The 14,048-nt window shown below is 61.6% G+C and carries 14 protein-coding genes; all 14 read right to left on the reverse strand.

The genetic code is table 11. The annotated features are described in order from the left end of the window. On the reverse strand, positions 1-762 hold the full coding sequence (locus OOB33_RS15050) for an OmpA family protein (protein WP_271009267.1): 762 nt from the start codon (positions 760-762) through the stop codon (positions 1-3). Positions 763-813: 51 nt separating this feature from the next. Then, on the reverse strand, positions 814-2,832 hold the full coding sequence (locus OOB33_RS15055) for a type IV secretory system conjugative DNA transfer family protein (protein WP_271009268.1): 2,019 nt from the start codon (positions 2,830-2,832) through the stop codon (positions 814-816). Next, positions 2,829-3,986: a P-type DNA transfer ATPase VirB11 gene (gene virB11 / locus OOB33_RS15060; RefSeq protein WP_271009269.1), complete on the reverse strand. Its 1,158-nt coding sequence runs from the start codon at positions 3,984-3,986 to the stop codon at positions 2,829-2,831. The genes OOB33_RS15055 and virB11 overlap by 4 nt, the downstream gene beginning before the upstream one ends. Next, positions 3,983-5,650 carry a type IV secretion system protein VirB10 gene (gene virB10, locus OOB33_RS15065; protein ID WP_271009270.1) on the reverse strand — a complete coding sequence of 556 codons (1,668 nt, stop codon included), beginning with the start codon at positions 5,648-5,650 and terminating at the stop codon, positions 3,983-3,985. Before virB10 ends, virB11 begins: the two co-directional genes overlap by 4 nt. Next, positions 5,647-6,603 carry a TrbG/VirB9 family P-type conjugative transfer protein gene (locus OOB33_RS15070; RefSeq protein ID WP_271009271.1) on the reverse strand — a complete coding sequence of 319 codons (957 nt, stop codon included), beginning with the start codon at positions 6,601-6,603 and terminating at the stop codon, positions 5,647-5,649. Before OOB33_RS15070 ends, virB10 begins: the two co-directional genes overlap by 4 nt. Continuing rightward, a complete protein-coding gene (locus OOB33_RS15075) occupies positions 6,600-7,373 on the reverse strand; it encodes a virB8 family protein (protein WP_271009272.1) in 774 nt (257 codons plus the stop codon). Before OOB33_RS15075 ends, OOB33_RS15070 begins: the two co-directional genes overlap by 4 nt. 95 nt (positions 7,374-7,468) lie before the next feature. Beyond that, a complete protein-coding gene (locus OOB33_RS15080; protein WP_271009273.1) occupies positions 7,469-8,164 on the reverse strand; it encodes a type IV secretion system protein in 696 nt (231 codons plus the stop codon). 24 nt (positions 8,165-8,188) lie between these two features. Continuing rightward, the gene (locus tag OOB33_RS15085) at positions 8,189-9,271 is read right to left on the reverse strand and encodes a type IV secretion system protein (protein WP_271009274.1); all 1,083 of its coding nucleotides are present in this window, start codon (positions 9,269-9,271) and stop codon (positions 8,189-8,191) included. Between the two features lie 18 nt (positions 9,272-9,289). Further along, positions 9,290-9,694 (reverse strand): hypothetical protein, encoded by a 405-nt coding sequence (locus tag OOB33_RS15090; RefSeq protein WP_271009275.1) that lies wholly within the window; start codon positions 9,692-9,694, stop codon positions 9,290-9,292. Further along, entirely contained in the window at positions 9,691-12,186 is a 2,496-nt protein-coding gene (locus OOB33_RS15095) for a VirB4 family type IV secretion/conjugal transfer ATPase (RefSeq protein ID WP_271009276.1), read from the reverse strand. Before OOB33_RS15095 ends, OOB33_RS15090 begins: the two co-directional genes overlap by 4 nt. Beyond that, a complete protein-coding gene (locus OOB33_RS15100) occupies positions 12,170-12,502 on the reverse strand; it encodes a type IV secretion system protein VirB3 (RefSeq protein WP_271009277.1) in 333 nt (110 codons plus the stop codon). Before OOB33_RS15100 ends, OOB33_RS15095 begins: the two co-directional genes overlap by 17 nt. A 19-nt stretch (positions 12,503-12,521) precedes the next feature. Then, complete coding sequence (locus OOB33_RS15105) at positions 12,522-12,812, reverse strand: TrbC/VirB2 family protein (protein ID WP_271009278.1); 291 nt, start codon at positions 12,810-12,812, stop codon at positions 12,522-12,524. Beyond that, positions 12,809-13,330 carry a lytic transglycosylase domain-containing protein gene (locus OOB33_RS15110; RefSeq protein WP_271009279.1) on the reverse strand — a complete coding sequence of 174 codons (522 nt, stop codon included), beginning with the start codon at positions 13,328-13,330 and terminating at the stop codon, positions 12,809-12,811. Before OOB33_RS15110 ends, OOB33_RS15105 begins: the two co-directional genes overlap by 4 nt. Before the next feature lie 4 nt (positions 13,331-13,334). Continuing rightward, positions 13,335-13,925 carry a hypothetical protein gene (locus OOB33_RS15115; RefSeq protein ID WP_271009280.1) on the reverse strand — a complete coding sequence of 197 codons (591 nt, stop codon included), beginning with the start codon at positions 13,923-13,925 and terminating at the stop codon, positions 13,335-13,337. Between the last annotated feature and the right edge of the window lie 123 nt (positions 13,926-14,048).

Raw genomic sequence — 14,048 nt, forward strand, 5'->3', positions numbered from 1 at the left:
TCAGTCGTGGAGGTCCTTGGGTGGCATCCATGCGGTGGGCGTCGCCGCATAGATCTCGACCTCGACTCTTCGATTCTTGGCTCGTCCAGCGGCGCTGCTGTTGTCGGCCAAATGATCCCCTATTGCTTGGTAGGTGCTGCGTATTCGGTCGGGCCTGATGCCGGCGCTGACCAAGAACTCGTAGACGGCCGCGGTCCGACCGCGCGCCAGTCGCGAGTCGCCCAGCGTCTCCTTGCTGCCATCAGTGCGGCCTCGCAAGACCACCAAAGGTGCGGATTTGGCCGCCTCAATCATGGCGTTGGTTGCTGGGCTGGGTCGCTTGAGGTCCGAGCTCCCTGAGTCGAAGTGCACAAGGATCACCTGATTGACTTGCGGGGGCCGAACTTGCTGGTGATCGGCGAGGAGTTGCAGGTGCGTGCGGAGAAGGTTTGCCCGCTCAACTGCGTTCGCCGCTCTGTTTGATTGGGCTTCTTGCAAGGCAAGCTCCTTGTCGTTGAGCAGCAGTTTGGTGTTGTGAGCCTCGTTTCTACAGGCCAGTAGATCAACGGCAGCGGCGATGTTCAGCGGGCGTCGCCGCGTTTCGTCCACATTCGGCGGCCCGGGTGGCGATGTGCAGGAGGCCAAGGCAGGTAGAGCGCAAAGCAAAAGCCGGCGGCCAATGCTGCTGACGAGTGCTGCTCGACCCCAGGTGAAGGGCATGCGACAGACGGCTTCCCGAAGTCCCAAGGCCAGCTTCGGGCGCTGGCTTACTGTTGTTTGCATGGTGTGGTTCCCTTGCGCTGTGACTGAGTTGGAATGCAGTGAAGCTCCATTTCAAGCTCGCAGTTGAGTGCGGATCGGGGCGGGGGGAGCGCCAAAAGTCTGTTGCTGATGAATCAGTACGCCATCGGTATCTCCCAGAGGCTCGATCTGGCCCCCGGTGCCGTCCTGCGCGGCGCCCGCGCCCTCCAGGAAGTCAAGCAGGAGCGAGGCAATGTCCTCCGGAGATCCGGTGAGCTGATCCGGCAGTGCGCTCAAGTTGTAGGCCATGTCCTCGACCTGGATGGTCTTTTCGTCGGGGAGGTTGTCATCGGCGTAGCGCCATCGCTCCTGGATACGTGCGAAGTGCAGTTCCATGTCCATTCTTGGGACCAGGGGGGGCGCGCGCAGGCGCAGCACGAAGGCGGGATCGCGGTGGTAGCGAATCTTCTCCGCAAGAATGGGTTTGCAGCCCTCGCTGATCAGGACCAGGCGCTCACTGCCCAGTTCCTTGAACTCCTGCGGCAGCAGCAGCGCGCGGCGTTGCTCGCTCTCATTGCTGCTGATGCTGCTCTGGCCTTGGGCACTGAAGGACTGGCTGCGACCTCTTGAGGTGCACCGTTCCGTGTAGTGGCCCAGCATGGCGCTGTATTCGTCTGCATCGCGCTGCTCGCGAGGTGCGAAGAGAATTTGTACGCCGTGGTTGGTGGCGAAGGACCGGGCGTCCTTTTCTCCGTAGACGACATCGAGCTGAGACATGGCTTGGACCACGGTGAGCAGCCGCAGGTTGTATCCCGCCAGAAAGCCCGCAGCGCTGCTGATGATGGGCACACGCCCCATGGCGGTGAACTCGTCATGGATTAGCAGACATTGCAGCGTCAGTGTCGGGTCCTGTTCCGGGAGGTGTCGCGTGTTCAGCAGGATCAGCTGGGAGAAAAACAGGTTCAGCAGTGGCTTGGCCGTGGCCAGTCGATTTGGGGGGATGCGGACATAGATGGACATGCGGCGACGGCGTGTTTCGTCGACTCGGAAGTCACTGGCGCTGGTGGCAGCATCAACCACCGCATCTGCAAATAAAGTCAAAGGCGCATTGAAAGTAGCGACGATGCTGGTCAAGGTGTTGTCCGAGTTAGAGAGCAGGCGCTGCAACGCGTCTGTGCATTCTTGGCTCAGGGGGCGTGGCCCTTGCTTGCGTTGCTGCATGAAGGAGATCAGGTGCTCCTTCAAGGGCTGCCCTTTGCCGGAGGACTGACGAAGCATTTCTCCCATGGTCCGTGGCAACGCGGGGGTTTCCAGCAGCAGCAGTCCCAGGCCCATGAAGAGACTGCGCGCCTGGTCGTTGAAGAAGGCCTCAGATGAGGTGCTGCCACTCTCGCTCGGGAAGAAGATCTGGGCGATCGCCAGCAAGTCACCAACGCGGTGCAGCGGGTCGGCTCGAACGGTCTCCAGCGGATTCCATCGATGGCTCCGGGCGTCCTCGTCGAACGGGGAGAAGGCGTAAACAGCTTGCCCGTGAGCGGCCCGATACCCCGCGGTGATGTCGTAGTTCTCGCCCTTGATGTCGAGGACCACGACAGAGTCGGGCCAGTTCAGCAGGTTGGGGATGACCACGCCCACACCTTTGCCGCTGCGAGTGGGGGCTGACAACATGACGGACAGTTGCCCGCGCAAGCTCAGAAAGCGACCCCGGTCGCGCCCCAGAAGGATTGCTGGCGATCCATCTCTTGAGAAGAAGCCCGCACGTTCGATTTCAGCGCGCGTGGCGAATCGGGCATCGCCATGAAGGGGGCGCCGCGTGCGAGCGCTGGCGAGCAATCCCGCGGCAGGCAGGATCACGAGCCCGAATGCGGCGGTGATGGCCGTCTGTAGGCGCTTTCTCAGCACAGTGTCCGCGCTGTAGAGACGCCAGTAGTGGGCAATGCTGGTGGGCCCAGCCTGCCTCGGGTCGGTCTTGCTCAGTATCAGGAAGAGGACGCCAGCCAGGTAGCTGACAACACAGGCCGCGCCCACCAACCCTGCAACTGCAAACAGGCCGGCCGCGCATCTACGTCGGGGTGACCAGGTGGGGCCGGGTAGCGCACCAGCGGAGCTCATCGCGCCCTCGCTTGATGGCGCGTGGGCCTCACCCACACTTCAGGAAAAACCGAGCTGGAAGCTCGCGACGTGTTCTGGCGGGCACGCGAGCTGCGTGGTCGGTACTGAATGTCCGAGATGAAGCGGCCTCGCTCGTCGCGGTCGAAGTGAACGAAGACGTCAATGATCCCATCAAGCAGTCGTCTGATTTCATCGAGGCCCAGACCACCGCCTGCAGAGGTCTCTCGGATCATCAAGGCCATCTGCTCACGGGCCAGTTCGCAGCTGCCTGCGTGGATGCTGGTGATGCTGCCTGGATGGCCCGAGGCTGCCAGCCGGACAAAGTGGAAGCACTCATCTCCTCGCACCTCCGCCAGCAAGATCCGGTCGGGCCTCATGCGCAGGCAGCTTTCCAGAAGAGATTTGGCGGAGAGATGGGCCGAGCCTTGGGCGCCCTTGCTGTAAAAGAGATGCACCGCGTTGGGATGGTCGGGCAAGGTCAGCTCGGGAGTGTCTTCAATCGTGATGAGTCGTTCCTGGCGCGGAACCTCACGAATCAAGCTCTTCATGAATGTCGTTTTGCCAGATCCGGTGCGTCCACTGACCACCATGGTTTGTTGGCTTCGGACCGCGAGCTTCAGGAACTCGATGTAGTGGCCTGTCTCATACAGACTTAGAAGTTCCTGTTCTCTGAAATCGGAAGTCCCGGTCACAGATGGCCTTGTGCGACTCCAGCAGTCCAACTGACCCTCCCGCTTGAAGTCCTCCAGGGCCCGGGTCAACTGGGAGGGCTTGCGCACAGAAATGGACACGGTGTCGCGGGGTACCGCCGGGGGTATCGCAAACTGGATGCGCTCGCCGCTCGGGAGGTTTGCGCAAAGCAATGGGCATGTTGAGCTGATGTGCTGATCGCAGAACGTGGCCACTGCAACGGCAAGGGCCAGGCAGCGCTCTTGCGTCATCTCTGGGGCTGCGACCGCGCGCCAACCCGTGGCTGTTTCCACCATCAGCTTGCCGGGGCGGTTGACGCAGACTTCGAGAACGCCCGGCGCATCGAGTTGCTCCCGAAGCGGACGCATGAACTCAACGACAGAAGTGGCATCGCCGCGCCACACGGCCTCGACCGTGCAGCCTTCGGGGCCATCTTGAAGCGAGCTGGCAACCACGGCTTTCATTCGCGGGTCTCCTGAGGTGTGGGGCGTGCTGTCGGCCGGAGCTCATACACGGAGGAGAAGTCCACATCACGTGCCACGTAGATGCCGACCACAGCACCCTGAGTCTGATAGATCAATGGCGGCGTGTTGATCGTGCTGTCCAGCACCTTCTCAGCCAGCTTGCTGGTGTTGGCGGTGGTCGAGGGAAGCAAGATGGTTTCGTTTCGCCCCTGCTCGCTGCGCTGGTTCTGGATCACCAATTTCACCGAATCGTCGATCAGTGACAAGAGCATGGCCGCGCCGATGCGCTCACCCCATCGCTTGTCCACATGCCCATCAATGCCTGAGTCGCCGAGAGCGCTGGTTGCGGGTGAATCGATGTCAACCGTCACCCCATGTGGGGTCCGTATTCGAGTCCACAGAACCGGTATGCGAACAGCGCCTGGACGAAGGGCCGCCACCCGGTACTCGCCATCCATGTGGGAGCCACGCTCAATCAGCAGAACCCGACCGTCATCGCTGTAGACGTGGCGCTGGACCAGGCAGCCGACCAGACCAGACGCGGCGCTGATCAGACGGGTTTTGAGGGCGCAGGTAAACGATGTACCTTTGGGCAGAGTCAGGCTGCGGTGACTCAGCTCTGATGCCATGACTGCGGCGGTGTTTGAAGCCTGCAGTTGCCCGCCAAAAAGAGCGCCGCGGCGTTGTTCCGGTCCCTCATCGCGAGTGTTTGGGCGGTAGCCTGTCGTGCTTGCTGCACCCTGTACCCTGGCACCTGAGGATGGCTTGGCGTCCAGCCTTCCGCCCACCTCGGAGTTCAACCTGCTCTCCAGATCCGTATCGCTGGATGCGCTGAGGCCTTTTGTCATACCGTCCGCCAGCTCGCCGCGGTGACTCAGAGATGTCAGCAGGGTTTGAAGCTGGCGTTGGTATTCCTGCAGGTTCCGTGAGCTTGCGTCCAAGGCATCTTGCGCATCGGTCCGCGTCAGGGACTCCGGCGTGTCTATGCCCGCGTCAGTGACCGGCATTCGCCGCTGTGTTGAACCTTGCGTTGATGCAGGGTTTGGGCGCGAACTCACGATGAGGGTGGGGGCGTCCTCGGGCCTTGTGGCGGGCAGGGCGCCAGCGGATCCAGCATGGCGACGGATGCCGATGGGCTCTGCAAGCTCGTCGGCATTGGGCACGGGGGCTGGGATGGTGGGTGAAGTTGGTGAGAGGTCAAGAGACCGCTGGGCAGGGGCCGTGTCGCCAGGCGCTTGGGTTGCGCTGCGCAGTGCTGAGTTGAGCTCTGTCGGCGGCTCTTGCAGATCGAGCTTGCGGGCTTGGACAGAGGCCGCCATGGGCCGATCCTTGTTCAGCTGAGGCCGCTGATCTGAAGGTGTCTTGGGTTTGGACAGGCTGCGTTGGATGCTGAATGTGGCGATGGCGCTCAGCACGCAAAACAACAGTGCGATCGCGAGCAAGCCTTTCTTGGACAGCCCGGGCTTGTTCCCGGCAGAGATGTCCGGTATGACCGCCTCACCATCCCCAGCTGGGAACTTGTTGAGACCAGCTTCAGTGTCCGGCGTGGTGTCCGCTGAGGTGCACGGCTCGGTACGCTGCGCGGAGCTATGGACGCCGGTCGATTCCCGTTCTGAAGGGCCAGGGGCTAGGCTGTCAGGCGCAGGGGATTGGCTCCGTTTCATGGCGAGACTCCTGGTGGTGTGTGCATCGCCTCGTCAGCGTTGGATTTGAGTGCACGTTCGATGCCCGGTACCGTCGTGCCCTGCATGGGTGGCTTGCCCTCAAGATCAAACGCATCGTTCCAGAGGCCGACCACAGCATTCCCCGCGCGCAGCATCAGTCGCCGCGCGACGCGGTCGATCACGAGCAAGTCGTCTTCCATGCGCGTGTTCAGTAGAGCTTCGCCGCCATCTCCCAGGACGTGAAAAATCGCAGGCAGCTCTCGGTTGCCGGGAAACTTCAGGTAGGTGAAACGACCATCGTCAAAGACCAAGGTCGGAACGATGTCCTGGGAGTTGTCGCCTTCGGCGAATGAGTACCGAGTGTTCAGCGCCTGCGGCTTGGCCTTCAGTCGCTCGGCCACGAGTTCTCGGGAGGAGCTTGCGTTCGGCTTTGTGGCGGCTGGCGTGCTGAGCATCGGGGCTGTGATCGGCTCCAGCCAAGTACCTGCTGTGAGTCTGGGCGCGGCCGTCATCAGCGAAGCCTTGTTTGGGGCTGAAGGCTGAGGAGCCCTGACCATCAGTCGAAAGACTGCGGGTCTTGTGTCCGCGTCACTCAAGACCTCGAGGCGAAACGCATGGACGCGGCGGCTTGTCACCACCGCAAGGTTGTTGGCTGCGGTGGCCGTACTTTTGGGTTTGACGAACAGGTGTCGATTGCCGGCCTGGGCTGCCACGCACCACGCAGTCTCTGCTCTGGCACAGTCCGCGCCCAGCCCGGCTGCCACTTCGAGGATGGACTCATCCTCGTCCAACATGATGTGGGTCACGACACCCCGGCGCACCGGGATGCTGACCACAGTTTGTGCGCTGTAGGTCACCTCGCGCAATCTCGGGTCGGCTGGACTCGGTGAGGCGAATGCGTGGCTTCCTGCGATCCACACGCACGCGACCAGGGTGGCGCTGAAGTGCATCATGGTCGTTGTCCTTGCGCGGCGGTGTTGATCTCAGGATCGGAGCGATAAGCCGTGACGACAAACCCGAACGGGTTCTCCAGACGATCCCGCTCTTTGGCCAGGGCATCGGGCTGGTACTGGTAGACCACGCTTGCCACATGGCGTGTCGTGGACTCGGGCACAGTGCGTTCGGTAGCGCGAACGGTTTTCTCGTAGGTGACGGTGGCTTCGCTGCGGTTGCCACTGCGGCCTGCCGGGGACAGGCGAACGCTGATCACCTGGATGCGCCAGTCCTCGCTGGCTCCGATGCGTTTGTGGAGCGGGTTGTCACCTTCGAACTGTCGGTTGTATTCCGAAAACACGGCCGGCACGGCCATGCGGGCCACTTGATCGAAGTCGCGTTGCAGGAACATCCAGACATAGCCCTCCCTGGCGCGCACGAATGAGGCCAGGTTGTGTTTGTCCAGCGCCTCCAGGGGAGGGATGGTTTCAGCGCTCAAGCGCTGCTGAATGGTGGTCTCGCCGGTGACCCGGTCCACGACGATGGGAATCTCTACCACCCGACGCAGTGGGCCTTGAACAAAGACTGCGGCGACGCCCATCAGGCCCAGGGTCAAGCCGGCTCCGGCCACCCACCAGGCCCTTCGCTCAGAACGCTCTATGCACAGCGTGCGATCAAGCTCCCACAAGCGGTTCGTTTCGCAGATGCTTGGCTCATCAGACTCCCGGGCGGTTTCATCCCCTGACTCCGTCCATGCGGCAGCGTGATTGGATTCAAAGATCGCACTCATGGGGTGTCCTCCAATGATGCTGGGCACGTTTGGCATCAGGCACGTCTGGCACCAGGCACATGCTTGGTTCGGCCGGATCGGACGGAGCTGCGGATCTACGGCAGGTAGTCCGACACCTTGGCGGTGCGGGAGAGCATTTGGTGTTGCCGCTCTCGATCGCGCGAACGCGCGATTCGCTCTTCACTGTCCGCCATGCCCTGCAGCATCTGGATCTGTGAAACCTCATGCGAGAGCATTGCGTTTTCTGCGCCGATGCGAGCCTGTATTTCCAGCACTGCCTTCTGGTCGGATGTGGCGTTGACTTGGGCCATCAGGGTTTGGATCTGGCTCAGGCGCCCGGCGGCCGAACGCATGGCGTCTTGCAGCAAGCCTTTGTGCTGGTAGGGCCGTGCGAGCTCGGCCTGGCAGCGAGTGCGCGGTGTGCCACTGAGATCGAGGCAGTTGTAGACCATGCCTCGATCGCGCAGTGCTTTGGCGGTGCTATTCAGCCCCACATAGCCCGAGCTGTCTACAGCATTGAGAAGGCTGTAGGCCTCTGCAGGGACGTAGTTCTTGAGGAGCGGGCTGTTGAAAACAGTGCCGAGCCCGCGACTGCCAGACACGCTTTGTATTTGCAACTGCAGCTGGCGGATCTGGGCGAACTGGTTGTTGATCTGTGCGATGTCGTTACTCACCTGCTGAACCGTCTGTGCCAGGTTGGCGACGTCAATCACCGGGATGCCTTGGGCGTGAGCCGTAGCTGCACATGCACCGGCCACGATGGCGGTGATGAAGGGACGGTTGCTGCTCATAAGACCTCCGTTGCGTTGAGGGTGTCAATTGCGTCCCCGCATGGCGGCAAGCTTGTAGGCCGCGGTGCGGAGGGCACCGTAGCTGCGCTGTGCAAGGGCACTGGCTTCATGAGCTGCGGATCGAGACCAACGGTCGGTGGCGCCAACGCTGTGCCCTGCGGCATAAGAAACTCCTACGCCTGCGCGCATCTCTCCGCCCGGTGCCGTTCCTGCGTCAGCGGCCGGGGACCACGAGCGTCCGCGCGAGACGATCAAGGTGTTCTGGACCATCTGGATGCCTTGCTGGATGGCTGCCCCGCCGGTGAGTGCCGAGGCCAAGCTGGGTGCCTGGAAACAGATCACGGCCATCAGCACCATGACGATCGCGTACCGAATGGATTCGGATACGGCATTGAAGCTGGAGCCAAGAAAGCCACCTTGGTCTTCGAGCGTGTGGACCATCGCTTGACCCATGAACAGACTTAGCCCCAAGGCAAAGAACGCGAACCAGGTCAGGACCACCGTGTTCAGTACCATGGATAACCAGCTGTCGAAGAAGCGCGCTGTGGGGCGCCAGGCCAGGCACAGAATGAAGAGCGGTCCGATGGCAATGACGAAGCTGAGAGAGACTTTGGAGAGCGTGACCACATAGAGTGCGATGCACAGAAAGATGACATTGCCGATGGAGGTCACAACCGCCGCGAACAGCAGATCCAGGCGTGTGATGCTGATCTCGCGAAACAAGTCGACGACCAGTTGGCTTGCACGGTCATTGAACACGTCGAGGAGCGCGTAGGGCGTATTTACCGTCGTTGGGTCAGAAGACGACGGAAGGAACGTGCTGGCGACGCCGTAAGCCAGTGCTTCTGCAGTCTCCGAGACATTTCGAATGTAGAAGGCAGCCTGCAATGCAAATGCCAGCACCAGCCCGATCTTGAAGACCTTCCAGGCAAAGACGGGAAGGCTGTCCGGCACTTCATTGCGCAGGACGGCCCATCCGTAGAGACTGACCCAGACGGTCATGCAGGCCAGCGCCAACGGTGTGATGGCAGCCATCAAAGCGGACACCACGCCCAGCACGTAGGTGTTGAGAACCGTGTTGAACTGATTGCCAACCCAGGTGAACATGGTGTGGACTCCTGTTGTCTACTGCACTTTCGGGCTGGGCAAACTTTTGGTGCTGACGCAGCCCTTGCTGAGATCGGGATAGCTGCACTGCATCCATTGCCCACCAGTCTTGACGATCCACAGGCGGGACCGTTTCAATGCGCCGTAGGTGGATGTGCGGCAGGTGCTGGGCCTGGCATAGATCTCAGTGCACTCCATCAAGCCACGCTGGGTTTCGACCATGCGCCAGCCTCCTCCTGTGCAAGCAGGGCTTGCGGCTGGGCATGGCTTGGGCATCAGCACTTGCTGTGTTGGCGGTGTTTCGACCCGCGTGCTTCCGTCGGGCATGAAGTGAACGGCCTCGTTGCCCATCACGTACTGCGCTTTGGCAGCAAGCGCGGTCAAGCACAGCAGCATGGTCGTCGTCGCGATTGCGGCGTTCATGTGGAGCTCCTTGATGTGCCTTGTTTGCGGCCGTGCACTTCGCGCAGCAATTGCGGCAGCCACTGTGCGGGCTGGTCGCCATGAGCTTTGCGAAGTTCGTCGAGCAGGGCGACGTTGTCGGTCGTGGCAGAGAGCACGGTGATGAGATCCTCCAGGCCTGAGAGATCCAACTCACAGATGGCGCTGCTGTGGCCTTGCTTGACCAGGAAGCGTCGCCCGCCTTGGGCGCTCAGGCTGCGGACGATCTCTAACTCGGACTGGCTGAGGCCGAAGCCCTCGACGTACTCTTCTCGAACCGCTTCGGGGTTGGCCAGGAAGATCTTGGTCACGCTTTGTTCGACCATGGTTCGGCCGATCGGGTGCCGGAGAACGTCGGATGGACTCTGGGTGTCAAAGATGCCCAGACCGTTCTGTTTGCGAATGGTCTTCTGCTTGTGCTTGGCAAAGTCACTGAAGATTTCGTGATCCAGTGCCTTCCAGAACTCCGAGATGACATAGATCAGTCGGTCGCCGTTGACCATCTCGTCCATGAGATGCAGCAGGTACATCATCACGGGCGTGCGTACTTCTGGCAGGTCCAGGAACTCGGTGGTGTCGAAGGCCAGGATCTGGGCCTGGACGAGGTCTCCGAGCTGGTCGGGCGCTTGATCGAAGACCCAGCCCAAGGAACCGCCCTCGCACCAGCGGCCCAATCGCTCGTACAAGCTGTTCTCACCGGCCTTGGGCAGGTTCTGCCTCAGCGTTGAGAACCGACGCAGGGGCGCCGGCATCATGGCTACGGCTTGGATCGCATGAGCGATGGCACGCTCATCGGCTGGCAGGAGTGGCAGGGCGGTGCTGGTGATGCAGTTGCGGACCAGTTGCTCCCAGAACTGCAAGCGGGCTGGCGTGGGGGACAGCTGGAGGGGGTTGCAGCCAGTAGGCTGTCCAGCTTCGAGCGCGAGGTAGCGCCCGCCGAGTGCGCGTATGGCGATTTCGCATCCGTGGTCCAGATCGAAGAGCACGAGGCGCGGCATGGGTTGCCACTTCTGTGTGAGGCAGAGGAGAAACATCTCCAGCGTCGTCTTGCCCACGCCGGTGGACCCGATGATCAGGGTGTTGCCCGGCAGTTTTTGGTCCTTCGAGTCCTGGCCTTCCGGGCTGCTGTGGAGGTTGAGATAGAAGGGCTGGCCCGACGGCGTCCGCATCAGGGCAAGGGCCTCGCCCCAGGGGTTGCCATCCCGCTTGCCTCTTGCAAAGTTGTGCCCGCTGGCCAGCGCAGCAAATGCCCGGGATGAGAGTTTGGCTTCGCGTGCTCGCCATTGCCAGTTGCCCGGCATTTGGGCGAACCAGGCTGCGTCTGCAACCAAGTCCACAGGCGTCATTTGGAGTGAGCAGGCTTCGCTCACTGCGCCACTGGCTTGTGCGGCTCGGCGGCCCGCGTCAGCAACATCCCTGCCGAACATGATCAGGGAGTAGTGGTACTCGCCCATGCAGAACTGACCATCACCCAGCTCGTTCATGGCGACATCGAGGGCCGATACCTGGCTTGCCACAACGTCATCGCTGGCGATCAGCTGATCACGCTGCAGCTCGAGAGCGCGCATGGCTTGTCGCCGCGGCAAGATCGAGAAACTCTGCGTTTCAATGAACTCACTTTGCTCGTACAGCAGAGGGTTCAAGACGCCGGGCTCAACTTCATCGGCGTATTCTTTGATGTCGACCAAGGCGGCATAGCGAACTTTGCTGCCTTGCCGGAGCTCCAGCTTGTCGCCATCGAATGAAAGGCGAGCGGTTGGCAGGGTTCGGTAGAGCGGTGCAGCCGTCATGGGGATCGGTCTCCAACAACCGTTCACCAGAAAGCCAAGAAACGTGGCCAGCTCGGACCAGCGGCGGCCCTGCAGCTCTCGATTGCCCAGCAGCTGAGGACCGAAGCCCCGCAGCAGTCGTTCCAATAGGGCGGATCTTTCAGCGATCGAGCGCAGTGCCTCGGCTTGTGCTTCAGCGATCGCCTCTCGTGTTCTTTGCCGCGGCTGCAAGGCGCGGCTGATGCGAAAAGCTTGGGGGCGATAGACCAGGGTCAGGTAGAGCTCATGGCTCATCATGGGCTGCTTGCTCAGATGGTCCTGGTATCTGCGAGACAAGTCCTGCGCAAAGCCTGGGTGGGCAGGATCGGTCAGACGATCACCAATCATGCGGTGCACGCGGTGGGTCCAGACCGCCCATTGACCCCCTGATAGGTTGCGCAGCAAGCTGCACAAGGCCTCATGCCGGTCTGCGATCTGATGTTCGTCTGCGCATTCGAAGGCCACACCGTCGAGCCGCCAGACCCGCAGGTAGTCGCCGCCGCGTGTGATCACGTCATGGGGGCTGACCAGAGAAGAAAAAGGCACGAATCGCGCCAGAGGATTCTCCGCCCGGATCTGGTTCCAGTGGCGCGGGCGGCGGCCTAGCAGGCCACTGCGCGCCAGCGCATCTGGATGTGGACTTCGGGTCTTAGACAATCCAAGCATCACGTGCTCCCCGGTAGAGGGTGGGCGCATAGCAGCGCGCATTCCACAGTCGATGGTTGCGGTCATAGCGACGCAACTTCACTGCCACGAACATTTGACGCAGGCGCTGATCGTCTCGGTGGGTGAGCCAACGCATCCACATCAGGGTGGGCAGCAAGGCCAGCCATACCGTCAGTGCAAGCCACCAGCTCAGCAGCAGGCCACTCCACAGGCTCATGAGCAGTCCGCTGCCGCAGAGCAGCACAAGCGGCACCAGAGGGACGCCCAGCTTCATCGCCGGGCGGGTGGCACCTTTGTAGATGGCCTCGCCTTGCATGGTGGATTTACCAGCGGCTTCAGAGCACGATGAAGCTGGCGAAGGCTGCAGCGCCTCCGACCAGCGTGCCGCCGATCAGCACATTGGCGACATCGACCAGGCGAGCCCCCTGGAAGATCATCTTGAAGCCGGCCCAGATGATGGCCATGGTGACCACCGCGACGGAAATCGTGACCAGGATGGCGTTGACATTGGTCACCGTGGTGTTGATTTTTTCGAAGCCCTGGGCCGCGGCGCTGGATGCCCCCAGTGCATATGCCAGTGCGGCGAGGACCGGCATGTCACGGCGGATGAAGTCGATGTGTTTCATGTCTTCTCCTTGGGACTGTCGTTTGAGGCGGGCTTTGCAGCCTCGCGTGAGATGCCCGCGGCTGCCGACATCACTTTGCGGACATAACCGTGTTGGAAGCCGGTCAGGAAGCTGCCGCTGTAGTAGCAGGAGAGGGCGCGTCTGAGTCTTCGTTGCGGCTGAGAGTCCGTCACGTTCCGCGAGAGAGCTCGGCCAAAGCACTCAGCGAGCACACGTTGAAGGGCGCCGAGATTGGTGCATGGGTCAAAGGACGTGCGCGTGGTCAGACCGAGGCGTTTGAAATGGCTGATGTTGATTTGGCCAAGGCCGACGCTGAAGTTCCTGCCCTCGGCTTGCAAGGCCCGAGCCGTGGCGATCGCTTCAGCGAGGTGGCGAGGCTGTCGCTCCAGCACCCCGCCGACGATCCCGATGGCATAGGGGTTGAAACTGCTTTCGACGGCCACGATGGCCTTGGCGGTCTCCAGGTGGACCGCCGGTGCACAGCTCAGGGCGAGGGCGGCAAAGGTGGTGCTGTCCATGGCATCAGCAGTCCGAGCATTCACTCACCGGTTGTGCGGCCAACCAGCGCGCATAGTCCTCGTCGAAACGTGGGTCCCATTGACCCAGTTGCTGTTTGGCTTCCCTGCTGAACTCGGTGACGCTGTCGCCGTTGAATGCCCACCAGGTTCGAGACCACAAGTCATCTCGCACTTTGATCGCCACAGCGCCGCTGAACTGACAGATGGGCACCACACCGTTGGGGCGTTCCAGATATCGGATGTATTGCGGTGGGCAGTTGTCGGGCGCGGATGCCGACTCGTGGGTGGCGCTGTTTCCTGTCCCCGACATGCTGCAATGTGGGAGGACGCGACCGCGAGCAAGATCTCGCAGGACCTGTCGTATCACAGGCACGCACTGTGGAACTGCGCGCCAATTTGGCGCCGCAAAGCACAAAAGAACCAGGCACCCATCCACCGCGAAGGCGGAGTTTGAAGCAGCAGTGCTGAGGACAAGCGCGGCCAACAGGCTCAGCGGCAGTCGTCCCCTGATTTGGGTCTGGCGGAACTTGAGCCTCTTCGCGCAGGGCAGGGCGCTGGTGAGAGTAGGTGCGCTGCAGTTCTGGGTGGTGGGCACGATGGGCTCCAGGAGCTGTGCAGTCCACATCGGGCTGCTTGAGCAAACTCTAGGGCGTGGTCGGTTGGTGCCTCTCGATGACTTCCTGTCCAAATTCAGCTCATCAGGGGTCCTGTTCAGTTG

Source organism: Paucibacter sp. B51, assembly GCF_027863535.1.
GTDB classification, from domain to species: domain Bacteria; phylum Pseudomonadota; class Gammaproteobacteria; order Burkholderiales; family Burkholderiaceae_C; genus Paucibacter_A; species Paucibacter_A aquatilis.

Excerpts from the sequence above, each read along its gene's own strand:
- OOB33_RS15085 (WP_271009274.1), bottom strand. The coding sequence starts at position 9,271 with ATGTTCACCTGGGTTGGCAATCAGTTCAACACGGTTCTCAACACCTAC.
- OOB33_RS15075 (WP_271009272.1), bottom strand. The coding sequence starts at position 7,373 with ATGAGTGCGATCTTTGAATCCAATCACGCTGCCGCATGGACGGAGTCA.
- OOB33_RS15050 (WP_271009267.1), bottom strand. The coding sequence starts at position 762 with ATGCAAACAACAGTAAGCCAGCGCCCGAAGCTGGCCTTGGGACTTCGG.
- OOB33_RS15110 (WP_271009279.1), bottom strand. The coding sequence starts at position 13,330 with ATGGACAGCACCACCTTTGCCGCCCTCGCCCTGAGCTGTGCACCGGCG.
- virB10 (WP_271009270.1), bottom strand. The coding sequence starts at position 5,650 with ATGAAACGGAGCCAATCCCCTGCGCCTGACAGCCTAGCCCCTGGCCCT.
- OOB33_RS15070 (WP_271009271.1), bottom strand. The coding sequence starts at position 6,603 with ATGATGCACTTCAGCGCCACCCTGGTCGCGTGCGTGTGGATCGCAGGA.
- virB11 (WP_271009269.1), bottom strand. The coding sequence starts at position 3,986 with ATGAAAGCCGTGGTTGCCAGCTCGCTTCAAGATGGCCCCGAAGGCTGC.
- OOB33_RS15100 (WP_271009277.1), bottom strand. The coding sequence starts at position 12,502 with ATGCAAGGCGAGGCCATCTACAAAGGTGCCACCCGCCCGGCGATGAAG.
- OOB33_RS15090 (WP_271009275.1), bottom strand. The coding sequence starts at position 9,694 with ATGAACGCCGCAATCGCGACGACGACCATGCTGCTGTGCTTGACCGCG.
- OOB33_RS15095 (WP_271009276.1), bottom strand. The coding sequence starts at position 12,186 with ATGCTTGGATTGTCTAAGACCCGAAGTCCACATCCAGATGCGCTGGCG.
- OOB33_RS15055 (WP_271009268.1), bottom strand. The coding sequence starts at position 2,832 with ATGAGCTCCGCTGGTGCGCTACCCGGCCCCACCTGGTCACCCCGACGT.
- OOB33_RS15080 (WP_271009273.1), bottom strand. The coding sequence starts at position 8,164 with ATGAGCAGCAACCGTCCCTTCATCACCGCCATCGTGGCCGGTGCATGT.
- OOB33_RS15105 (WP_271009278.1), bottom strand. The coding sequence starts at position 12,812 with ATGAAACACATCGACTTCATCCGCCGTGACATGCCGGTCCTCGCCGCA.